General features: G+C 71.5%; 21 protein-coding genes. 19 read left to right on the forward strand and 2 right to left on the reverse strand.

From position 1 onward, the window contains the following. Positions 1–260: 260 nt before the first annotated feature. From ACFYU0_RS23455 to ACFYU0_RS23520, 14 genes are all read left to right on the forward strand, one after another. Positions 261–1,103, forward strand: coding sequence for a hypothetical protein (locus ACFYU0_RS23455; protein ID WP_389304127.1), 843 nt, complete (start codon positions 261–263; stop codon positions 1,101–1,103). A 61-nt stretch (positions 1,104–1,164) separates the two neighbouring features. Beyond that, complete coding sequence (gene cpaB, locus ACFYU0_RS23460; protein ID WP_351662213.1) at positions 1,165–1,872, forward strand: Flp pilus assembly protein CpaB; 708 nt, start codon at positions 1,165–1,167, stop codon at positions 1,870–1,872. Positions 1,873–1,884: 12 nt separating this feature from the next. Next, positions 1,885–3,135 carry a CpaE family protein gene (locus tag ACFYU0_RS23465; protein WP_389303921.1) on the forward strand — a complete coding sequence of 417 codons (1,251 nt, stop codon included), beginning with the start codon at positions 1,885–1,887 and terminating at the stop codon, positions 3,133–3,135. A 7-nt stretch (positions 3,136–3,142) separates the two neighbouring features. After that, positions 3,143–3,526 carry a TadE/TadG family type IV pilus assembly protein gene (locus tag ACFYU0_RS23470; RefSeq protein ID WP_389303923.1) on the forward strand — a complete coding sequence of 128 codons (384 nt, stop codon included), beginning with the start codon at positions 3,143–3,145 and terminating at the stop codon, positions 3,524–3,526. Between the two features lies 1 nt (position 3,527). Beyond that, positions 3,528–3,875, forward strand: a complete 348-nt coding sequence (locus ACFYU0_RS23475) for a TadE/TadG family type IV pilus assembly protein (RefSeq protein WP_389303924.1) — start codon at positions 3,528–3,530, stop codon at positions 3,873–3,875. Between the two features lie 18 nt (positions 3,876–3,893). Continuing rightward, on the forward strand, positions 3,894–5,231 hold the full coding sequence (locus ACFYU0_RS23480) for a CpaF family protein (protein ID WP_389303925.1): 1,338 nt from the start codon (positions 3,894–3,896) through the stop codon (positions 5,229–5,231). A 7-nt stretch (positions 5,232–5,238) separates the two neighbouring features. After that, entirely contained in the window at positions 5,239–6,183 is a 945-nt protein-coding gene (locus tag ACFYU0_RS23485) for a type II secretion system F family protein (protein ID WP_389303927.1), read from the forward strand. A gap of 13 nt (positions 6,184–6,196) precedes the next feature. Then, positions 6,197–7,084: a DUF5936 domain-containing protein gene (locus tag ACFYU0_RS23490; protein ID WP_351662225.1), complete on the forward strand. Its 888-nt coding sequence runs from the start codon at positions 6,197–6,199 to the stop codon at positions 7,082–7,084. 20 nt (positions 7,085–7,104) lie between these two features. Then, positions 7,105–8,769 carry a histidine kinase gene (locus tag ACFYU0_RS23495; RefSeq protein ID WP_389303928.1) on the forward strand — a complete coding sequence of 555 codons (1,665 nt, stop codon included), beginning with the start codon at positions 7,105–7,107 and terminating at the stop codon, positions 8,767–8,769. A gap of 27 nt (positions 8,770–8,796) precedes the next feature. Continuing rightward, entirely contained in the window at positions 8,797–9,552 is a 756-nt protein-coding gene (locus tag ACFYU0_RS23500) for a response regulator (RefSeq protein ID WP_389303930.1), read from the forward strand. Between the two features lie 113 nt (positions 9,553–9,665). Beyond that, entirely contained in the window at positions 9,666–9,857 is a 192-nt protein-coding gene (locus tag ACFYU0_RS23505) for a hypothetical protein (protein ID WP_351662229.1), read from the forward strand. Beyond that, on the forward strand, positions 9,854–10,438 hold the full coding sequence (locus ACFYU0_RS23510; RefSeq protein ID WP_351662968.1) for a pilus assembly protein TadG-related protein: 585 nt from the start codon (positions 9,854–9,856) through the stop codon (positions 10,436–10,438). The genes ACFYU0_RS23505 and ACFYU0_RS23510 overlap by 4 nt, the downstream gene beginning before the upstream one ends. A gap of 33 nt (positions 10,439–10,471) precedes the next feature. Beyond that, positions 10,472–11,053, forward strand: a complete 582-nt coding sequence (locus ACFYU0_RS23515) for a hypothetical protein (protein WP_351662231.1) — start codon at positions 10,472–10,474, stop codon at positions 11,051–11,053. Positions 11,054–11,067: 14 nt separating this feature from the next. Continuing rightward, positions 11,068–11,673: an OmpA family protein gene (locus ACFYU0_RS23520; protein WP_351662233.1), complete on the forward strand. Its 606-nt coding sequence runs from the start codon at positions 11,068–11,070 to the stop codon at positions 11,671–11,673. Between the two features lie 44 nt (positions 11,674–11,717). Here the strand turns inward: ACFYU0_RS23520 and ACFYU0_RS23525 are convergent, their stop codons facing one another. After that, entirely contained in the window at positions 11,718–12,092 is a 375-nt protein-coding gene (locus tag ACFYU0_RS23525) for a DUF192 domain-containing protein (RefSeq protein ID WP_389303933.1), read from the reverse strand. 137 nt (positions 12,093–12,229) lie between these two features. On the opposite strand from ACFYU0_RS23525, the gene ACFYU0_RS23530 reads away from it, so the two are divergent. Then, entirely contained in the window at positions 12,230–12,730 is a 501-nt protein-coding gene (locus ACFYU0_RS23530; protein ID WP_389303935.1) for a GNAT family N-acetyltransferase, read from the forward strand. A gap of 26 nt (positions 12,731–12,756) precedes the next feature. Here ACFYU0_RS23530 and ACFYU0_RS23535 read toward each other — a convergent pair whose 3' ends face one another. After that, positions 12,757–13,263 carry a DinB family protein gene (locus ACFYU0_RS23535; RefSeq protein ID WP_389303936.1) on the reverse strand — a complete coding sequence of 169 codons (507 nt, stop codon included), beginning with the start codon at positions 13,261–13,263 and terminating at the stop codon, positions 12,757–12,759. Between the two features lie 53 nt (positions 13,264–13,316). Between ACFYU0_RS23535 and ACFYU0_RS23540 the strand changes: the two genes are divergently transcribed. The 4 genes from ACFYU0_RS23540 (at position 13,317) to ACFYU0_RS23555 (ending at position 18,309) form a co-directional block, all read left to right on the forward strand. Then, positions 13,317–14,111 (forward strand): class I SAM-dependent methyltransferase, encoded by a 795-nt coding sequence (locus ACFYU0_RS23540; RefSeq protein WP_389303938.1) that lies wholly within the window; start codon positions 13,317–13,319, stop codon positions 14,109–14,111. A 617-nt stretch (positions 14,112–14,728) separates the two neighbouring features. Beyond that, positions 14,729–15,502, forward strand: coding sequence for an isoprenyl transferase (locus ACFYU0_RS23545; RefSeq protein WP_351662244.1), 774 nt, complete (start codon positions 14,729–14,731; stop codon positions 15,500–15,502). A gap of 385 nt (positions 15,503–15,887) precedes the next feature. Beyond that, entirely contained in the window at positions 15,888–17,213 is a 1,326-nt protein-coding gene (locus tag ACFYU0_RS23550; RefSeq protein WP_351662247.1) for a PhoH family protein, read from the forward strand. Between the two features lie 397 nt (positions 17,214–17,610). Then, positions 17,611–18,309, forward strand: coding sequence for a transglycosylase SLT domain-containing protein (locus ACFYU0_RS23555; protein ID WP_351662250.1), 699 nt, complete (start codon positions 17,611–17,613; stop codon positions 18,307–18,309). Positions 18,310–18,344: the final 35 nt, after the last annotated feature.

Below are 18,344 nucleotides of genomic sequence, written 5' to 3' on the forward strand. Positions count from 1 at the left end.
AGTTGGTCTAGGCCAATCCGGCTGTCAAGAGGTCCAGACCAAAACCGTCTCCGCTCGGAGGCTCAACCTGTCCGGTTTTGGCGTCACTTGTGCCCGATGAGTTCCACACGAGCTACACAAACGCTGTTCTCCGCTCATTGGGGCGTGGATACAGTGCTCAGGTAGTCACGCAATGAAGTCGTCCCGGCGCGTTGGAGTGACACCGACGAGCCGCGGTGGCGTGAAGGAGCGGGGAGCTGCGCGTGCCAACTGCCATTGCCGTGACCAGTGCCGACATGGCGCTGCCGGCCCAGGACGAACGGACCATGCCGGCCGTCGTGCTGCGCGACCTCGACCGGCGCCCGCTGGAGCAGACCCTCACCGAACTGCACGCCCTGACCGAGCAGTACGGGTACGTCGTCGTCGTGTGCTCGCAGGCCACCCCGGAGCCGGTCGTACGGCGGCTGCACACCCTCCGCTCGCTGCTGGAGAGCGACCGCGTCGCCGTCTTCCGGCCCGAACTCCCCCCGCTCGGCATCGCCGTCCTGGCCCGGCAGCTCAGGCAGCTCGCCTCCTGCGACCTCAGCCCCGGCGTGCTCGCCTCGGCCGGCCGGCTGCTCACCCACTACATCCACGCCGGCGCCGTCCTCGGCTCGGTCGCCCGCCTCGACCGGGTGCCGGTCGGGCTCAAGTCGCACGCCAAGTCCTGGGTGCCGGGCAGCCAGTTCGCCGTCGTCGCCCATCCCGAGCCGCAGCTCGTCCGGGTCGCCTCCGGCGCCGGACTCAAGGGGCCCGAGTTCGGCACCTGGATGCTCGTCGCCAAGGGACAGCTGCAGAGCGACTGGATCGCCGGGCTCGCCAAGGAGTGGACCGCGCACGCGCTGCGCGAGACCCCGCTGCCCGCCGAGTCGCCGCGTTGGTGGGGCACGGGCCGCATGATCGAGTTCTGCAGCTACCTCGCCGACCTGTCCGTCCTCTACCAACTGGTCACCTCGGTGCGGCAGTCCACCTGCCACTGGTGCGGCCTCGACGTCATCGGCGACCGCTGCGTGTTCTGCTCCGCCACCCCGCCCGGGCACGAGCCGCCCGCGCCGCGCGCCCTGGAGCAACGAACGCCCGCCTGACCAGCACGAACGCCAGATCACATCCCGCTCGACCGATTCCCCCAATGAGGTTGCACGGTTCATGAACTCCCGTCAGCGCCGCGGCGTGATACTCCTGATCCTGTCGGTCCTGTGCGCTCTCGGCGCGTTCGCCGGCGTGCTCTCCGTCGTCCACGACGTGAACTCCAAGGTCGGGCCCGAGGTGACCGCCTACCGGGTCAGGTCCGACGTGAAGCCGTACACCGCGCTGAACACGGGCCAGTTCGAGAAGACCGAGATGCCCAAGCGGTGGCTGTCCGGCAACGCCGTCACCGATCTGCGGCAGCTCCGCGGCAAGATCGCCGTGACCACCCTGCGGGCCGGTTCCCTGCTCCAGACCGACATGATCGTCGACCGGCCCGCCCTCCAGCCGGGCCAGCAGGAGGTCGCCATCATGATCGACGCGGCGACCGGCGTCGCCGGCAAGATCACGCCCGGCTCGCGCGTCAACGTCTATGCCACCTTCGAGGGAAAGAAGGAGGGCGACCCCGACCAGTCGAAGATCATCGTGACCAACGCCCGCGTCCTCGACGTCGGCCGGATCACCGCGCTCGAACCCGACACCGGCAGGGACCGGCAGCAGCCGACCGAGGCCGTTCCGATCACGTTCGCGCTGTCCACCCTCGACGCCCAGCGGATCACCTACGCCGAGTCCTTCGCCCAGCGGGTCCGGCTCGCCCTGGTGGCGCCCGGCGGCCAGACCGGGGTCCCGGACAAGGACCGCACGTACGAACTCGCGACGGACAAGTGAGAGGCGGTCCGCATGCCCACCAGGATCCTCCCGGCCGGCGCCGACCCCGACGCCGTCCGCTCCCTCGTGACGCTGCTCAGCCAGCTTCCCGACGCGGAACCGCAGCCGCCCGTCACCGACTCCACCCAGCTGGTCGACTCCCTCGCCCGGCTCGCCGCCGAGTCGGTCGACGAACTGCCCGAGGTCGTCGTCGTCCACGAACGCATCGGCCCGGTACCGGCGCTGGAGCTGATCCGCGAGGTCGCCCTGCGCTTCCCGGCCGTCGGCGTCATCCTCGTCACCACCGACGCGAGCCCCGGCCTGTTCGCCGCCGCCATGGACTCCGGCGCCCGGGGCCTCGTCCCGCTCCCGCTGTCGTACGAGGAACTCGCCAGCCGCGTCCAGGCCGTCGCCCAGTGGTCCACGGGCGTACGCCGCCACCTCGGGCACGGCGCCGAGACGCTCGGCGGGGCCGGCGGCACGGTCGTCACGGTCAGCGGCGCCAAGGGCGGGGTCGGCGCGACCCTCGTCGCCATCCAGCTCGCGCTCGCCGCCCAGGCCTCCGGCCGGCCCACCGCCCTGGTCGACCTCGACCTGCAGACCGGCGACATCGCCTCCTATCTGGACGTCCAGTTCCGCCGCTCGGTCGTGGACCTGGCCGCCATCAACGACATCTCCCCGCGCGTCCTCGCCGACGCCGTCTTCCGCCACGACACCGGACTCGCCCTGCTCCTCGCCCCCGCCGAGGGCGAACGCGGCGAGGAGGTCACCGACCGCGCCGCCCGCCAGGTCATCAGCGCCCTGCGCTCGCGCTACGAGGTCGTCGTCGTGGACTGCGGCGCCCAGCTCGGCGGGGCGAGCGCGGCGGCGGTGGAGACGGCCGACACCGCGCTGCTGGTGGCCACGCCCGACGTGGTCGCCGTGCGCGCCGCCAAGCGGACCGTGCGCATGTGGGACCGGCTGCAGATCCGCAAGGCGGAGGAGACGACGGTCGTCGTCAACCGGCACACGCGCGGCACGGAGATCCAGCCCCCGCTGGTGCAGCGCATCACCGGAACGGCGCTGGCGCGCACGGCCGTACCCGCCAACTTCAAGGAGCTGCAGGCGGTCGTCGACGCCGGCCGCGTCCACGAACTGGACGGCCGGAGCACCGTCAAGCAGGCCCTGTGGGCGCTCGCCGGGGAACTGGGCCTGGCGAAGGCCCCCGAGGGCCCGTCCCACCGCGGCGGCGGCCGGCCGCGCGGCGACCGCGGCTCGGTGAGCTTCCGGCGGCGGAAGGAGTGAGGGCCCGATGAGACGCCTGCGCGGTGACGACCGGGGCCAGGTCGCCGTCGAGTTCCTGGGGATGACCCCGCTGATCGTGCTCACGCTGGTGCTGATGTGGCAGTGCGTGCTCGTGGGGTACGCCTACACGCTCGCGGGGAATGCTGCCGACGAGGGTGTGCGGGCGGGCACGGCGGCACACCGGGGTGAGCGCTTCGGCGCGTGCCGGCAGGCGGCGCTGAAGCACCTGTCGGGGGCCTGGCGGGAGGGCGCCGAGGTGACGCGGTGCGGCGGGGAGGGCTATGTGACCGCCGACGTGGCGCTGAAGGTCCCCGTCCTCTTCCCCGGCTCCATCGACTTCCCCGTCACGGTGCACGGCCACGCCGGAGCCGTCGAGGAGGTGAAGGACTGACATGCCACGCAGGGGACACGACCGGGGCCAGGTGGCCATCGAGTACCTGGGGTTCATCCCCGTCCTGCTGGTCGTCGGCCTCGCCGGCTTCCAGATCGGGGCGATCGCCTACGCCGCCGAGCAGGCCGGCACCGCCGCGCGGGCCGGGGCGCGGGCCGAGTCGCTGGGGCAGTCCGCCCAGCAGGCGTGCGCGCGGGCCGTCAGCGGGGGACTGACCGTGACCTGCGGCGCGAGCGGGGGAGGAGCCGACTCGGTCACCGTCACCGCCTCCGTCTCCATCCCCTCGGTCGTCCCGGGCTGGCACTTCGACCCCGCCGAGAAGTCCGCCACCATGCCCCGCGACCACTGACCGAGGAGAGGCGAACCCATGAGCCTGCGGGCACGCATCAACTCCCCCGAGGAGCAGGGCACCCGGGGTGAGGACACGCATCTCGTCGCCTCCTACCGGGCCAAGCTGCTGGAGGAGATCGACCTCGCCGAGATGAGTTCGCTCGCCGCCGCCGAGCGCAGGGCGCGGCTCGAACGGGTGCTGGGGCACATCATCAGCCGCGAGGGCCCGGTGCTCTCCACCGCCGAGCGCTCCCAGCTCATCCGGCGGGTGGTGGACGAGGCGCTGGGCCTCGGCATCCTCGAACCCCTGCTGGAGGACGCCTCCATCACCGAGATCATGGTGAACGGCCCCGACGCGATCTTCGTCGAACGCGGCGGCCGCGTCGAGCAGCTCCCGCTGCGCTTCGCCTCCGCCGACCAGCTCATGCAGACCATCGAGCGGATCGTGTCGACGGTCAACCGCCGGGTGGACGAGTCCAACCCGATGGTGGACGCCCGGCTCCCCTCCGGCGAGCGGGTCAACGTCATCATCCCGCCGCTGTCCCTGACCGGCCCCACCCTCACCATCCGCCGCTTCCCGCGCTCCTTCACCCTCCAGGAGCTGATCGGCTTCGGCTCGCTCGACGAGCCCATGGTCTACCTGCTGGCCGGACTGGTGCAGGCCAAGTTCAACATCATCGTCTCCGGGGCCACCGGCACCGGCAAGACCACCCTGCTCAACGCCTTGTCCGGGCTCATCCCGGCACACGAGCGCATCATCACCATCGAGGACTCCGCCGAACTCCAGCTCCAGCAGACCCACGTGGTGCGGCTCGAGTCACGGCCGCCGAACGTCGAGGGCAAGGGCCAGGTCACCATCCGGGACCTGGTGCGCAACTCCCTGCGCATGCGGCCCGACCGCATCGTCGTCGGCGAGGTCCGCGGCGGCGAGTCCCTCGACATGCTCCAGGCCATGTCGACCGGCCACGACGGCTCGCTGGCCACCGTGCACGCCAACAGCGCGGAGGACGCCCTCACCCGGCTCCAGACCCTCGCCTCCATGTCCGACGTCGAGGTGCCGTTCGTCGCGCTGCACGACCAGATCAACAGCGCCGTCGACGTCATCGTCCAGCTCACCCGGTTCGCCGACGGCGCCCGCCGCATCACCGAGATCGCCCTGCTCGACAGCCACGGCGGCGACCCGTACCGGCTCGCCACCGCCGCCCGCTTCCACGCCCGGCCCATGACCGCCGATGGCCGGGTGTACGGCGCCTTCGAGTACCACCCGCTGCCCCGCCGCGCCGCCGACCGCCTCCACATGGCCGGCCAGCCCATCCCGCAGGCCTTCGGCGTCGCCCACTCCGCGGAGCAGCTCGCCACCCGAGAAGCCAGGTAGGCCCCCCTTGGAACTCCACACGCTCGTACAGCTCACCACCGGTGTCGCCCTGCTGACCTGCGTCCTGGCCGTCGCCGGCATCCACACCTACGCCGCGGGCCGGGCCCAGCGCGCCGCCCTCGTCGACCGGCTCGCGCTCACCGGGGCCGACTCCGCCCCCGGCCGCCGGCGCCGCTTCCACACCCTGGACCGCCGGCTGCGCCGCACCGCACTCGGCCGGAAACTCGAACTGCGGCTGGCCGCGACCGGCCTGGACGTCACCCCGGGCGAGTTCTTCGCCTACATGCTCGCCACGGTCGCCGCACTCTGGCTCATCGGACAGGCCACCCTGGCCCCCTTCTTCGGCCCGCTCGCCGGCCTGCTCGGCATCTGGGCGGCCGTCCAGTTCCTCAACTGGCAGCGGCAGAAACGCATCGAGCGCTTCATCAACCAGCTCCCCGAACTGGCCCGCATCCTGGCCAACGCCACCCAGGCCGGCCTCGCGCTGCGCACCGCGATCGGCATGGCGGCGGAGGAACTGGAGGCGCCCGCGGGTGAGGAACTGGCCAAGGTCTCCGACCAGCTGGCCATCGGCCACTCCCTGGACGACGCCCTCGGCGAGCTCGCCGACCGGCTGCCCTCCCGCGAACTGGTCGTCCTCGTCACGACCCTGGTGCTGTCCAACCGGGCGGGCGGCCAGGTCGTCTCGGCCCTGCGCAACCTCACCGAGACCCTCGAGGAACGCAAGGAGACCCGGCGCGAGATCCGCACCCAGCTCTCCCAGGTGACGATGACGTCGTACGCCGTCCCCGTCCTCGGCATCGGCGCGCTGTTCCTGATGAACGGGGTCAAGGACGGCGCCCTGGACCGCATGACCGGCTCACCGGTCGGCCAGGCCTGCGTGATCACCGCGTTCGCCCTGTACGCCGTCGGCTTCGTCCTCATCCGCCGGATGAGCCGGATCGACGTGTGAGGAGGCTGACCTGATGGCATACCTGCTGGCCCTGCTGATGGGCCTCGGCGTCTGGGGCGTCTTCGCCGGCGTCCGGATGTACCGCGCGGACGCGAAACTGCCCGGCGACCTCGCGCTGGCCCTGGAGGTCGGCGCCACCCGCACCGGCGCGGTGGACTCCGTGATCGACCGCATGGGCATGCGCTACGCCCCGGCCGTGCTGCGGCTGATGGGCCCGCGCCTGGTCGCCCGGTACCGCCGCAGGATCGACCTCGCGGGCAACCCCGGCGGCCTCACCATCGACCGCTACGCGGCCCGGCGCGCGGTGTACGGCGCGCTCGGCGGCGTCGGCTTCCTGGTCTTCCTGCTGCGCGGGCAGTGGTTCGTCGCCCTGCTCCTGCTGCTGTTCGGGGCGTTCTGGACGGAGGTCGGCATCTGGTCGGCGATCCGCGTCCGCAAGGACGTCATCGAGCGGACATTGCCGGACTTCCTGGACGTGCTCGCGGTGGTGGTGAGCGCGGGGCTCGGCTTCCGCCAGGCGCTGGACCGGGTGGCCACCCGCTACGAGGGCCCCTGGGCGGACGAACTGCGCATCACGCTGCGCCAGATGGACCTCGGCATGAGCCGCCGCCAGGCCTTCGCGGAGCTGCGGCGCCGCAACGACTCCGAACAGGTGGCGATGTTCGTGACGGCACTGCAGCAGGGCGAGGAACTGGGCGCGCCGATCGTCGACACCCTCGTCTCCCTCGCCAAGGACATGCGCCGCACGGACGCCCAGAACGCCCGCCGCAAGGCCGCACGCGCGGTCCCCAAGGCCACCCTGATGATCACCACGTTCATGGTTCCGGCGACGATGCTGCTGCTGGGCGCTGGCCTGCTGCTTGGCTCCGGCGTCGACTTCGGCTCCCTGACGGGCGAGTAGGCGGGGGCGGGGTGACCACCATGACGCCGGCGAAGGGGACCACGGGCCGCCGGCACTGGCGCGGCCGGGCGGGAGCCGCGGGCCGCCCGTACCGGCGCGGCCGGGCGGAGGACGCGGGCCCGGGCGCCGGGGCCGGACGGCCCGCGGCGGGCGGTGACACCGGCCGCGGCCCCGCCGACGGCGCCGGCGGCGACGCGCACCCGGTGGGCGGCCTGGCGCACCCGCCCCCACCCGACCCCGAGAAACTGCAGGTCCGCGCCCTGCAGGCGATGTGCAGGCAGGTCTTCGGGTTCCGCCTCGCCATGATCGTCCTCGCGGCCCCGGCCGCCCTGCTCAACGCGTCCCCCGGCCTGGGCGTCCGCTTGGTCGGCGCGGCCGTCGTCGTCATCTTCATGGTGTCTTACGTGCTGTTCCGCGACTGGGAACGCTTCGGACCCCTGCTGCTGCGCCACCCCAGCCTGCTGGCCGCCGACACCCTCTTCGGCTCCCTCCCGCTGGTCTCCGCGGGCCCGGACACCACCCTCGCCTACGTCAGCGTCTGCACCCCGCTGCTCGCCGGCCTGGTCTACGGCTGGCGGGGCGCGGCCTGCTTCGCCTCGCTCCAGTCCCTGATCCTGCTGCTGGTCCACGCCACCCTCCAGGCCGACCAGCGGGCGGGCGTCGCCGAGTCCCTGCTGCTGCCCGGCCTGTGCGTCGTCACCGGCGCGATGGGCTCGACCCTGCGCAACCTGATGCTCCGCTACGGCGCGGCGACGCAGGCGCTCACCGCGGTGCAGGCCCGCCTGGCGGCGACGGAGGCGGTGCACGCCGAACGTGCGCGGCTGGCACGCGAGATGCACGACTCGGTGGCCAAGACCCTGTACGGCGTTGCCCTCGCGGCCGACGGCCTGGCGGCGACCGCGTCGGCCGGCGCCCCGGACCCGGCCCGGGTCCGCCGCCAGGCCGACCTGGTGTCCCGCTCGGCCCGCAGGGCGGCGGCGGAGTCCCGGGAGCTCCTGGAGGACCTGCGCCGCGACGACTCCCCGGCGGCGCCGCGCACCGACCTCTGGGCCCAGGTGACGTCCCGCGCCACGGACTTCGCCGCCCGCACCGGCCTGCCGGTGACCTGCCGCCGGACGGACGACCCCCGGACCCCCCTCCCGCCCCTGGCCGCACCCCTCGCCCGCCACCTCCTCGCCATCGCAACGGAGGCGCTGGAGAACGCCCACCGCCACGCGTCGGCGACCCGCGTGGAGCTGACCGCGGGGGTCGAGGGCGATCTGCTCCGCCTGTCCGTCCACGACGACGGCGACGGCCTGCCCTCCGGCACGACACTGGACGCCCTGCGCCGCGCCGGCCACTTCGGCCTGCTCGGCATGGTCGAGCGCGCCGCCGCGGCGGGGGCCCGCATCCGCATCGGCCGCGGCGGCAACGCCCGCGGCACGGAGGTCAGGGTGGAACTGCCTCTGCGTCCGGCACAGTCGGCGGTGCCGGGGCAGTCGGCGGTGCCGGGGCAGGCGGCGCGGTCCGGGCAGCCGGCGGTACCGGGGCAGTCGGCGTTGTCGGGGCAGCCGGTGCGGTCCGGACAGCCAGCGGTGTCCGGCCAGCCGCCGCCGTCCGGGCAGCCGGTGCGACCCGCGCAGTCTGCCGGCCCCGCGCAGCCCTCTGGGCCCGCGAGACCCGACGCCACACCCGAGAAAGCCTGAGCCCTTGAGCCCGAGAGGAGGCACCCGATGCAGCACCTGAACCCCGGCCCGGACTTCCCACCGGGCACCGTTACGGCCCCCCTCCGCCTCGTGGTGGCCGACGACAACCCGGTCATCCGCGCGGGCCTCACCGCCCTCCTCTCCGACCGCGAGGACACCACGGTGGTGGCGGAGGCGGCGGACGGCCGCGAGGCGTACGAGGCGGCACTGGTCCACCGCCCCGACGTCGTCCTCCTGGACGTCCGCATGCCCGGAGTCGACGGAATCTCGGCATTGCCCCACCTGGTACGCCTGGCCCCGGTCATGATGCTGACGTACAGCCACGAGACGGAGACCGTACGGGAGGCGCTGCGGCTGGGGGCGGGGGGTTACCTGGTGCACGGTGAGTTCACGACGGAGCAGCTGATGAGGGCGGTGCACGACGTACGCGAGGGACGCCCGCATGTGACGCCGGGAGCGGCGCGGGCGCTGGTGAACGGGGTGCGGGAGAGTGCACCTGCACATGCGGAGCCGGAACTGCCGCCTTTTCTGGGCCCCGTTCCACCCCAAAACCTTTCGCAACTGCAACCGGATGTGGGACAGTCTTATCGGTCGCGGTTCCAACTGAGCGGCAGGGAGGCGGAGATCATGGACCTCATCGCGTCCGGCATGACCAACCAGCAGATCGCTGCCGCCTGCTTCATCAGCGAGAAGACCGTCAAGAACCACATCAACCGCATCTTCGCCAAACTCCACAGCACGACGAGGTCCCAGGCGGCCGCCAAGTGGCTGGGGGTGGCCTGAAATGGCCGACCGGGGGCGGGGCTGGGCCCGGGAATGGGTCCTGGGGCCCTTAGAGGGGCACCTTGTCGGGGCTTACGTTTCCGGCATCGGAAGCGAATCTGAAGGGGAGCGCGATGAGCGACCTGCTGCTGAGGTTCATGGTTGCCATGCGGCGACGCACCAACGACACGGGGCAGACTGCCGTCGAGTACCTGGGGATCATCGCCGTGGTGGTGGCGATCGTGCTGGCGATCACGGGGACGGACATCGGGCAGACCATCTACAACGCCATCACGGACAAGGTCAACGAGGTCATTGGCGGCTGACGCGACTCCGTAGGTACGCCGACGCAGGGCAGGCTTTCCCCATCTACATCACGGTGGTGGCGGGCCTGCTCTTTCTCGCGCTCGCCTACCTGGCGGTCGGTCAGGCCGCGGTGAACCGGGGCGGCGCCCAGACGGCAGCCGACGCGGCAGCGCTCGCAGCGGCCCAGGAGGCACGGAACCAACTCGCCGACATGTGGGTGGACGCCCTGTCCGACCCTGCGAAGTGGAGTGACATCTTCGAGGGCAAGGGCGCTGGCAATTCATGCTGGCGGGCGGAACAACTCGCCGCGGAGAACGATGCCCGCCTCAACTTCTGCGACCCGGAATTGCTCAGGTACACAGTCGAAGTCCAGACCAACAAGACGGTCGGAGACTCCGTCGTGCCCGGTACCGAGAACATGAAGTCGACCAAGTCCGCGACGGCTGTGATCGAGTCACTCTGTGGGACTCCGGGCGACTCCACGACTGAGGCCCTGCCGCAACTCACCTGCAAGGGCGGGAAGCACTGGGAACCGGATCCGGACGACCCGGCCAGGCTGCCGAAGCCCGAGGACCTCTTCGATGTTCACCTGGCCGACTGACAAGCGCACGACGATCGAGAAGGAAGCAGAGTCATGAGCATTCGGTTCGCTGCGCAGGCCCGCAGAGGACTGGTCGCGCTCACAGTGTCGACCGGTCTGGCTCTTGGGATGGCCGCTTGCGGTGGTGGCGGTGGCGAGGACAAGAAGCCAGAGGGTTCGGCGTCCGCCTCGAGAACTGACGGTTCTCGGCCGAGTGCTCAAGAGGGACAGTCGGACGAGCCACTGGCGGAACTGAAGGGGCCGAACGGTCTGTTGCTGGACGTCACGTCGGCCGTGCGTGACACAGGCGGGTTCGTCACGGTGAGCGGGAACCTGAAGAACGACGGCGGCAAACTGCTGACCATTCCGGCACAGCTGAGTGGAAACGAAACCGAGATCATCAGAAACGGTCGCTCATTCGGCGGAGCAACCCTCGTGGACTCCAAGGGCAGGAAGCGCTACTACGTCCTTCGTGACACCGAAGGACGTCCCCTCACCACAACCGGGGTGTCCAGCATCAAGTCCGGAGAGACAGTGCCCGTGTTCATGCAGTTCCCGGCGCCGCCCGCCGAAACGAACGAGGTCTCCTTCCAGATGCCCATGTTCGCGCCCGCTGACATCACGATCTCCGGGTGAGCAGAGTGCGCACGATGACTCGCCTTCCTCTGGCGGTGGCCGCCGTCACCTTCCTCTTCAGCACAGCCGCCCGTGCCGACGACACCTCCCCCAGCGACCCCCCGGGCACGGAACCCTCCGCCACCGCGCCCGTGAAGGTGGACCCCACCGATCCGGATCTCAAGCTCCCCGAGGGGGCCACCCTCGCCGAGCCCAAGGTGCTGGACATCAAGTCGGTCGTGGAGGACCAGAGCGGGGACGAGCGGCGGGAGGACACCAACGCCGACGTCACCTTCGCCCTGCAGGCCGAGGTCCTCTTCGGCAAGGACAGCGCCAAGCTGAGCGGCGAGGCGAAGGCCCGTATCGCGACCATCGTCGACGAGATCCAGAAGCAGCACGCGACCCGGGTCCGCGTCTTCGGCTTCACCGACGACCTCGGCTCCTCCGCCCACGGCGACGTCCTGTCCCGGCAGCGCGCCAACGCCGTGCAGGCCGTGCTCGACCAGGACCTGAACGACCCGAACGTCACCTTCGAGGTGCGCGGCTACGGCGAGCAGTACCCGATCGCGGACAACTCGACCGAGGCGGGCAGGAAGAAGAACCGCCGCGTGGAGGTGTCCTTCCCCCGCACCGACGGCTGACAGGCCCCGCCCGGAACCCGAGACCCCGAACTGAGACCCCGCGCCTACGCCGGCTCCACCTCGATCTCGACCCGCGCCCCCGCCACCAGCCCCCACCCCGCCATGGCCCCCGCCTCCGCCTCCAGCACATGGCGGGACCGGAGCCGGGGCAGGCCCAGGCGGCCGGGGCTCATCGTGCGGACGGCCAGGACGGTGAGGCCGCGGTCGAGGTAGGCGACGTCGATGGGGAAGCGCATGCGGAAGGTGTGCACGCTGCTCGCGGGGGACAGCAGCATCGCCCCGGCGAGCGAGTCACGGCCCAGCAGCCCCCTCGTCCGCGCCCGGTAGGACGTCGCCGTCTCCAGCGGGACCGTGACCGCCGCCCCGCCCCCGGCCGGCCGGACCACCAGCCGCCCCCGCCCGTCCCGCCACCGCGTCATCCCGAGCCCACCTCCGCGGTGACCGTACCCGCCGGAGGACGGGCGAAGCGCTGACGGGCGCGCATGTGAAGGAGTCGTCCCGGCGGAGCCGCGGGAGGCGGACGGCGTTGTCAGTGGCGGCTGCCACACTGCACCGCATGACCGACGAACACAGCGATGTGAGGCACGGCGATGTGCGTCTGCGCGAGGTGGTGGACGACGACCTCCTCGTCCTGCACGCCTACGAGAACGACCCGGAGGCCGTCCGGCGGTCGAAGTTCACCCCCCGGCCGCTGGACGCCTTCCTGAAGCACTGGCGGGAGCGGATCCTCCGCGACCCCGACAGCCTGGTGCGCACGGTCACCGTCGACGGCGAGGTGGCCGGCAGCGTCGTCTCCTGGACCGCGAAGGACGGGCGCAGATTCGTCGGCTACTGGCTCGGCCGCCCGTACTGGGCGCGCGGGGTGGGGACGCGCGCCCTCGGCCTCTTCCTGGAGCTGGAGCGGGTCCGGCCGCTGTACGCCGACCCCTTCTCCGGGAACACCGCGTCCGTCCGCCTGCTGGAGAAGCACGGCTTCGAACACGTCGGCACGGACCGGGACGGCGACGACGTGTTCGCCGTGCTCGCCCTCCGGAACCCTCCCGCGCAGGGCCGGTGACGGGACACCGCACCGGCCCCCGGTGGTCAGCCGGCCGCCGGGCGGTCGCCCGTGGCCCCGTCGATCAGTTCCCGCATGATGTCCATGTGGCCGGCGTGCCGGGCTGTTTCCGTGGTCATGTGGACGAGGGTCCAGCGCAGGGAGACGGGCCGGTCCCGCCAGGCGGGGCGGCCCAGGGCGTCCAGGGGCAGCTCGGCGATCATCCGGTCGGCGGCGGTCCGGGCGCGGCCGTAGAAGTCGACGATGCGGCCCGTCGTCTCGTCGGGGGCGATCCGCAGGTCCTCGTCCGTGTACGGGTCGAACCACAGGGGTTCCACCTCGCCGCCGAACGTGCCCACGAACCAGCCGTACTCGACCGAGGCCAGATGCTTGACCAGGCCGAGCAGGGTGGTCCCGGTCGGTGTCATGGGGCGCCGCAGCTGTTCGTCGTCCAGGCCGTCGAGCTTCCAGAGCACGACGTCCCGGTGGCGGTCCAGGCTCGCGCGCAGGATGTCCTTCTCTTCCGCGGCGCTGCCGGCGGGTGAGTTCGTCATGAACGCGGAAATTAGCAGGACCCCATGACAACGGGGCTGTCACGATGGCGTTCATGACACAGAACCGCTCCGCCCGCTCCTTCGAGGACCTCGTGGCCGAGGGCGCGGCCGTGCCCACCGAGGGCTGGGACTTCTCCTGGTTCGAGGGGCGGGCCCGCGAGGCGCGGCCCTCCTGGGGGTACGCCCGTGCGGCGGGGGAGCGGCTGGGGCGGGCCGAGTCCGCGCTGGACGTCCAGACCGGGGGCGGGGAGGTGCTCGACTTCGCCCTGGCCGGTGCGGGGACGGGCCGGCCGCGTCTCGTCGCCGCCACGGAGGGGTGGCCGCCGAACGTGGCGAAGGCGACCGCCCTGCTGCGGCCGCGCGGCGTGGTCGTGGTGGCGGCCCCGGACGACGCGCCGCTGCCGTTCGCCGACGCGTCCTTCGACCTGGTGCTCAGCCGGCACCCGGTGACCCCGCACTGGGCGGAGATCGCGCGGGTGCTGCGGCCGGGCGGTACGTACTTCGCCCAGCATGTCGGACCCGGCAGCGTGTTCGAGCTGGTGGAGTACTTCCTCGGGCCTCAGCCGGAGTCCGTGCGCCGGGGCCGTGATCCCGAGGGCGAGCGGAAGGACGCGGAGGCGGCCGGGCTCGAGGTGGTGGATCTGCGGGCGGAGCGGCTGCGGATGGAGTTCCACGACATCGCGGCCGTCGTGCACTTCCTGCGCAAGGTGGTCTGGATGGTCCCGGGCTTCACCGTCGAGGCGTACGAGCCCCAACTCCGCGCCCTGCACGAGCGGATCGGGAAGGAGGGGCCGTTCGTGGCGCACAGCGCCCGGCACCTCTTCGATGTCCGGAAGCCGGCCTCCTGAGAAACCGGGGAAACCGGGCTTTTCCGTCATCGGTTCACCCGCGCTTCGCCCGGGGTTTCCACATCGTTATCGGGGGCGGTTCACACGCGTCTCATCCGTCACGTAGGTTCAGGCCAAGGTAATTCGCGTCAGCAAAGCTGCGCGGGCGGCACCGCGCAGTGGAGGGGGCTGCGCGGTGCCGCGATGTCCGGCCGACGTGCGGCGGTGGCGTCAAGCCGCCGTTCGCTCGCGGGGTAGCCCGTCGGAGGGACCCCGGGACAACTCGCCGAACGTTCACCAAGACGGCCCAAACCCTCTTGATCTCGCCGATCGGCCCCGAATTTCCTGGGAATCCGCTGTGAACCGGCTATGGAACACCTCAGAATCCGGCGTTCCGCGCACACCTCGCCGTCGCCGGCTGATTCCGGAGAGTAGTTGTGGGGCGCCGATGCACGCGTCCGCCCTCACGAAGGGTTATGGTGGAAACCCCCCCTCGGGCCGGTCCGTCTCCCCCCCACGGACCGGCCCGTTTTTTCTTCGGGAACCGCTCGGCGGAGGGCCGGCGTCCCCGCTCCGGGGGGCGAGCCGCCGGCGGCGGTACCCTCGAAACCCGCCCGAACCCCCGAAGGACCTCTCCCGTGAACCTGCGCGACAAGCTGCGTGGCCTGCTCGTCGGGCTCTACGCGCGCCGGGTGGAAGGTCACCTGGACCACGCTCAGGTGCCCAAGCACATCGGCGTCATCATGGACGGCAACCGCCGCTGGGCGAAGGCGGCCGGTTCCACCACGGTCCACGGCCACCGGGCCGGTGCCGAGAAGATCGAGGAGTTCCTCGGCTGGTGCAGCGAGACCGACGTCGAGGTCGTCACCCTGTGGCTGCTGTCCACCGACAACTTCGACCGTCCGCAGGAGGAGCTGGTCCCGCTCCTCGGCATCATCGAGGACGTCGTCCGCACCCTCGCCGCCGACGGCCGCTGGCGGGTCCACCACGTCGGCACCCGCGACCTGCTGCCCGCCGGGATGCAGGGCGTCCTCAAGGAGGCCGAGGAGACCACCGCCCACGTGGACGGGATAGTGGTCAACGTGGCCATCGGCTACGGCGGCCGCCAGGAGATCGCCGACGCCGTGCGCTCCATGCTCCTCGACGCCCAGGACAAGGGCGCCTCGCTGGAGAGCCTCGCCGAGTCCGTCGACGTAGACATGATCGGCCGTCACCTCTACACGGGTGACCAGCCCGACCCGGACCTCGTCATCCGCACCAGCGGTGAGCAGCGGCTGTCCGGATTCATGCTCTGGCAGACCGCCCACTCCGAGTACTACTTCTGCGAAGTCTTCTGGCCGGCCTTCCGCAAGGTGGACTTCCTGCGCGCGTTGCGCGACTACGCCGCACGTCACCGCCGTTACGGCGGCTGACGCGGCCCGCCGCGCACACCTCACGCCCCGTCGGCCACCACACCGGCGGGGCGTCCCGTATACCCCGGTTGGGTGGGAAGTAACAAGGAGTTCACCGGTGCGCTGTCGGCCACTTCTGCATGGCGGCGCTTTTCGCCGGGCATAAGGGAAGCAGGTCGACGCCCGAACCACGGGTGTCGGATCTCAGCGGGCGGCACGGGGCCGTCCGCCCGGGAGGCCCTTTGCACCAGCCCGACCGTGCGGTCACCGTACGGAAGCAGCCGCGGAGGTCCGGTGTCCGGCCCGTCCTGCGCGGGGGCCGGGGACCGGTCGCAATGCTCCCGCCCTCCCGGCCCGGCTTCCGCTTCGTCGCTCCCCGACCTCATCCGAGGGGGTACGTCCTTCCGTGGTGACCAGCACAAAGCGCCACAAGCCAGATCGGCGCACTTATGTTCTCGACACCAGCGTCCTGCTGGCCGACCCCAACGCCCTGACCCGCTTCGAGGAGCACGAGGTCGTGCTCCCCGTCGTCGTCGTCACGGAACTGGAGGCCAAGCGGCACCATCCCGAACTCGGCTACTTCGCCCGCCAGGCGCTGCGCCTGCTGGACGACTACCGGGTGAAGCACGGTCGCCTCGACGCCCCCATCCCGATCGGCGAACTGGGTGGAACCGTCCGTGTCGAGCTCAACCACTCGGACCCCAGCGTGCTGCCCACCGGCTACCGCCTGGGGGACAACGACTCGCGCATCCTCGCGGTGGCCCGCAATCTGCAGGCCGAGGGATACGACGTCACGGTCGTCTCGAAGGACCTGCCGCTCAGGATCAAGGCCTCCTCGGTCGGCCTGCTGGCCGAGGAGTACCGGGCCGAGCTCGCCATCACGGAGAACTCCGGCTGGACCGGGATGTCCGAACTGACGCTCCCGGCCGAACAGGTGGACGTCCTCTTCGAGGAAGGGCACGTGTACGTCCCGGAGGCCTCCGGCCTCCCCGTGCACACCGGCCTGACCATCCAGTCGGAGCGCGGCAAGGCGCTCGGCCGGGTCACCGCCGAGGGCAACGTCCGGCTGGTGCGCGGCGACCGGGAGGCGTTCGGCATCAAGGGCCGCAGCGCCGAGCAGCGCATCGCGCTCGACCTGCTGCTCGACCCGGACGTCGGCATCGTCTCGATGGGCGGCCGGGCCGGCACCGGCAAGTCGGCGCTCGCGCTGTGCGCGGGCCTGGAGGCGGTCCTGGAGCGCCGTCAGCACCAGAAGGTGATGGTCTTCCGGCCGCTGTACGCGGTCGGCGGCCAGGAGCTCGGCTATCTGCCGGGCTCCGAGGCCGAGAAGATGAGCCCGTGGGCCCAGGCCGTCTTCGACACGCTCTCCGCCGTCACCAGCCGCGAGGTCATCGAGGAGGTCACCGCCCGGGGCATGCTGGAGGTCCTGCCCCTGACCCACATCCGGGGCCGCTCCCTGCACGACGCCTTCGTGATCGTCGACGAGGCGCAGTCCCTTGAACGGAACGTACTGCTGACCGTTCTGTCCCGGATCGGCGCCAATTCGCGGGTCGTTCTGACCCATGACGTCGCCCAGCGGGACAACCTGCGGGTCGGCCGCTACGACGGTGTCGTGGCCGTGGTCGAGAAGCTGAAGGGGCATCCGCTCTTCGCCCACGTCACGCTGACCCGGTCCGAGAGGTCCCAGATCGCGGCCCTTGTGACCGAAATGCTCGAAGAGGGCCATATTTGACGGGAGTAGTCCCGTAGGCGCCGTCCGGCAAAGGTCAAGAGCCTAGCCGGGCGGCGCCTTCGCGTGTGGGGGTTTCCTGAAAACCCCTGGGCCAAACGAGGTGTGAGCTTTCACACGCAACTCGGAATTGCCACCCGGTGTCTGGTTACGGCAGAGTCTCACTCCTGTCAGGCCCCGCATACGGCACACCTGTACCCCCAGCGGTACGGCACCACAGCAGCACCACCCCAACTCAACAGCGTCGTCGTATGCCGCCCGCGCACCACGCGGCGCTCCCCGCAGGGGAGTTGCCCACCGGGCCCGCGCCTCCCGTGACCCCGCAGTTGGGAGGCCAGTGTCAAGGGCACGATTGCGTCCGCCAGGGTCACCGAAGCGGGCGATGCTGGAAGGAAACCGTGTGAGCCGGATTTCGGTCCGGGGATTCGCAGTGGCCTCGGCCACCGCGGTCACCGCCGTCGGAAGCGTCGTCGGTGTTGCCTCGGGCAGCACCGCGCAGAACAACGACGCCGAGGCGACGGCAGCAGCCGACACCACGCTCCTCGCGGACATACCCGCGGGTCAGCAGGCCCAGGTGCAGACCGCGTCCCTGACGCAGCAGGCCGACGCGCAGGCCATCGCCGCTGACGCGAGCGCCAAGAAGGACGCCGAGGAGGCCGCCCGCAAGGCAGCCGCCGAGACCGCGGTGGCCAAGAAGGCGGCCGCCGAGAAGGCGGCCGAGGCAGCCGCGAAGGAGCGCGCCGAGGCCAAGGCCGCGGCCACCCGCTCCACCCGGGACTCCTCCAGCTTCCCGGTGCAGAGCAGCTACTCCGTGGCGCAGATCCAGGCGATGGCGCGTCAGATGGTGGCGGCCGACCAGTTCCAGTGCTTCAGCAACATCGTGAACCACGAGTCGAGCTGGAACTACCAGGCGGTCAACGCCTCGTCCGGCGCCTACGGTCTCTTCCAGGCTCTCCCCGCCGGCAAGTACGCCTCCGCCGGCGCCGACTGGCGGACCAACCCGGCGACCCAGATCAAGTGGGGCCTCAACTACATGAACGAGCGGTACCACAGCCCCTGTGGCGCCTGGTCGTTCTGGCAGGCCAACAGCTGGTACTAGGCCGACGGCCCCCGCTCAACCCCGCGCAGCCCCTC

The sequence above is a fragment of the Streptomyces sp. NPDC003720 genome (assembly GCF_042875075.1).
In the GTDB taxonomy this organism is placed as follows: Bacteria; Actinomycetota; Actinomycetes; order Streptomycetales; family Streptomycetaceae; genus Streptomyces.

Bases quoted from the DNA above. Each gene is read 5' to 3' on its own strand.
- cpaB (WP_351662213.1), top strand. From the start codon at position 1,165: ATGAACTCCCGTCAGCGCCGCGGCGTGATACTCCTGATCCTGTCGGTC.
- ACFYU0_RS23465 (WP_389303921.1), top strand. From the start codon at position 1,885: ATGCCCACCAGGATCCTCCCGGCCGGCGCCGACCCCGACGCCGTCCGC.
- ACFYU0_RS23470 (WP_389303923.1), top strand. From the start codon at position 3,143: ATGAGACGCCTGCGCGGTGACGACCGGGGCCAGGTCGCCGTCGAGTTC.
- ACFYU0_RS23475 (WP_389303924.1), top strand. From the start codon at position 3,528: ATGCCACGCAGGGGACACGACCGGGGCCAGGTGGCCATCGAGTACCTG.
- ACFYU0_RS23480 (WP_389303925.1), top strand. From the start codon at position 3,894: ATGAGCCTGCGGGCACGCATCAACTCCCCCGAGGAGCAGGGCACCCGG.
- ACFYU0_RS23490 (WP_351662225.1), top strand. From the start codon at position 6,197: ATGGCATACCTGCTGGCCCTGCTGATGGGCCTCGGCGTCTGGGGCGTC.
- ACFYU0_RS23495 (WP_389303928.1), top strand. From the start codon at position 7,105: ATGACGCCGGCGAAGGGGACCACGGGCCGCCGGCACTGGCGCGGCCGG.
- ACFYU0_RS23500 (WP_389303930.1), top strand. From the start codon at position 8,797: ATGCAGCACCTGAACCCCGGCCCGGACTTCCCACCGGGCACCGTTACG.
- ACFYU0_RS23505 (WP_351662229.1), top strand. From the start codon at position 9,666: ATGAGCGACCTGCTGCTGAGGTTCATGGTTGCCATGCGGCGACGCACC.
- ACFYU0_RS23515 (WP_351662231.1), top strand. From the start codon at position 10,472: ATGAGCATTCGGTTCGCTGCGCAGGCCCGCAGAGGACTGGTCGCGCTC.
- ACFYU0_RS23520 (WP_351662233.1), top strand. From the start codon at position 11,068: ATGACTCGCCTTCCTCTGGCGGTGGCCGCCGTCACCTTCCTCTTCAGC.
- ACFYU0_RS23525 (WP_389303933.1), bottom strand. From the start codon at position 12,092: ATGACGCGGTGGCGGGACGGGCGGGGGCGGCTGGTGGTCCGGCCGGCC.
- ACFYU0_RS23530 (WP_389303935.1), top strand. From the start codon at position 12,230: ATGACCGACGAACACAGCGATGTGAGGCACGGCGATGTGCGTCTGCGC.
- ACFYU0_RS23535 (WP_389303936.1), bottom strand. From the start codon at position 13,263: ATGACGAACTCACCCGCCGGCAGCGCCGCGGAAGAGAAGGACATCCTG.
- ACFYU0_RS23540 (WP_389303938.1), top strand. From the start codon at position 13,317: ATGACACAGAACCGCTCCGCCCGCTCCTTCGAGGACCTCGTGGCCGAG.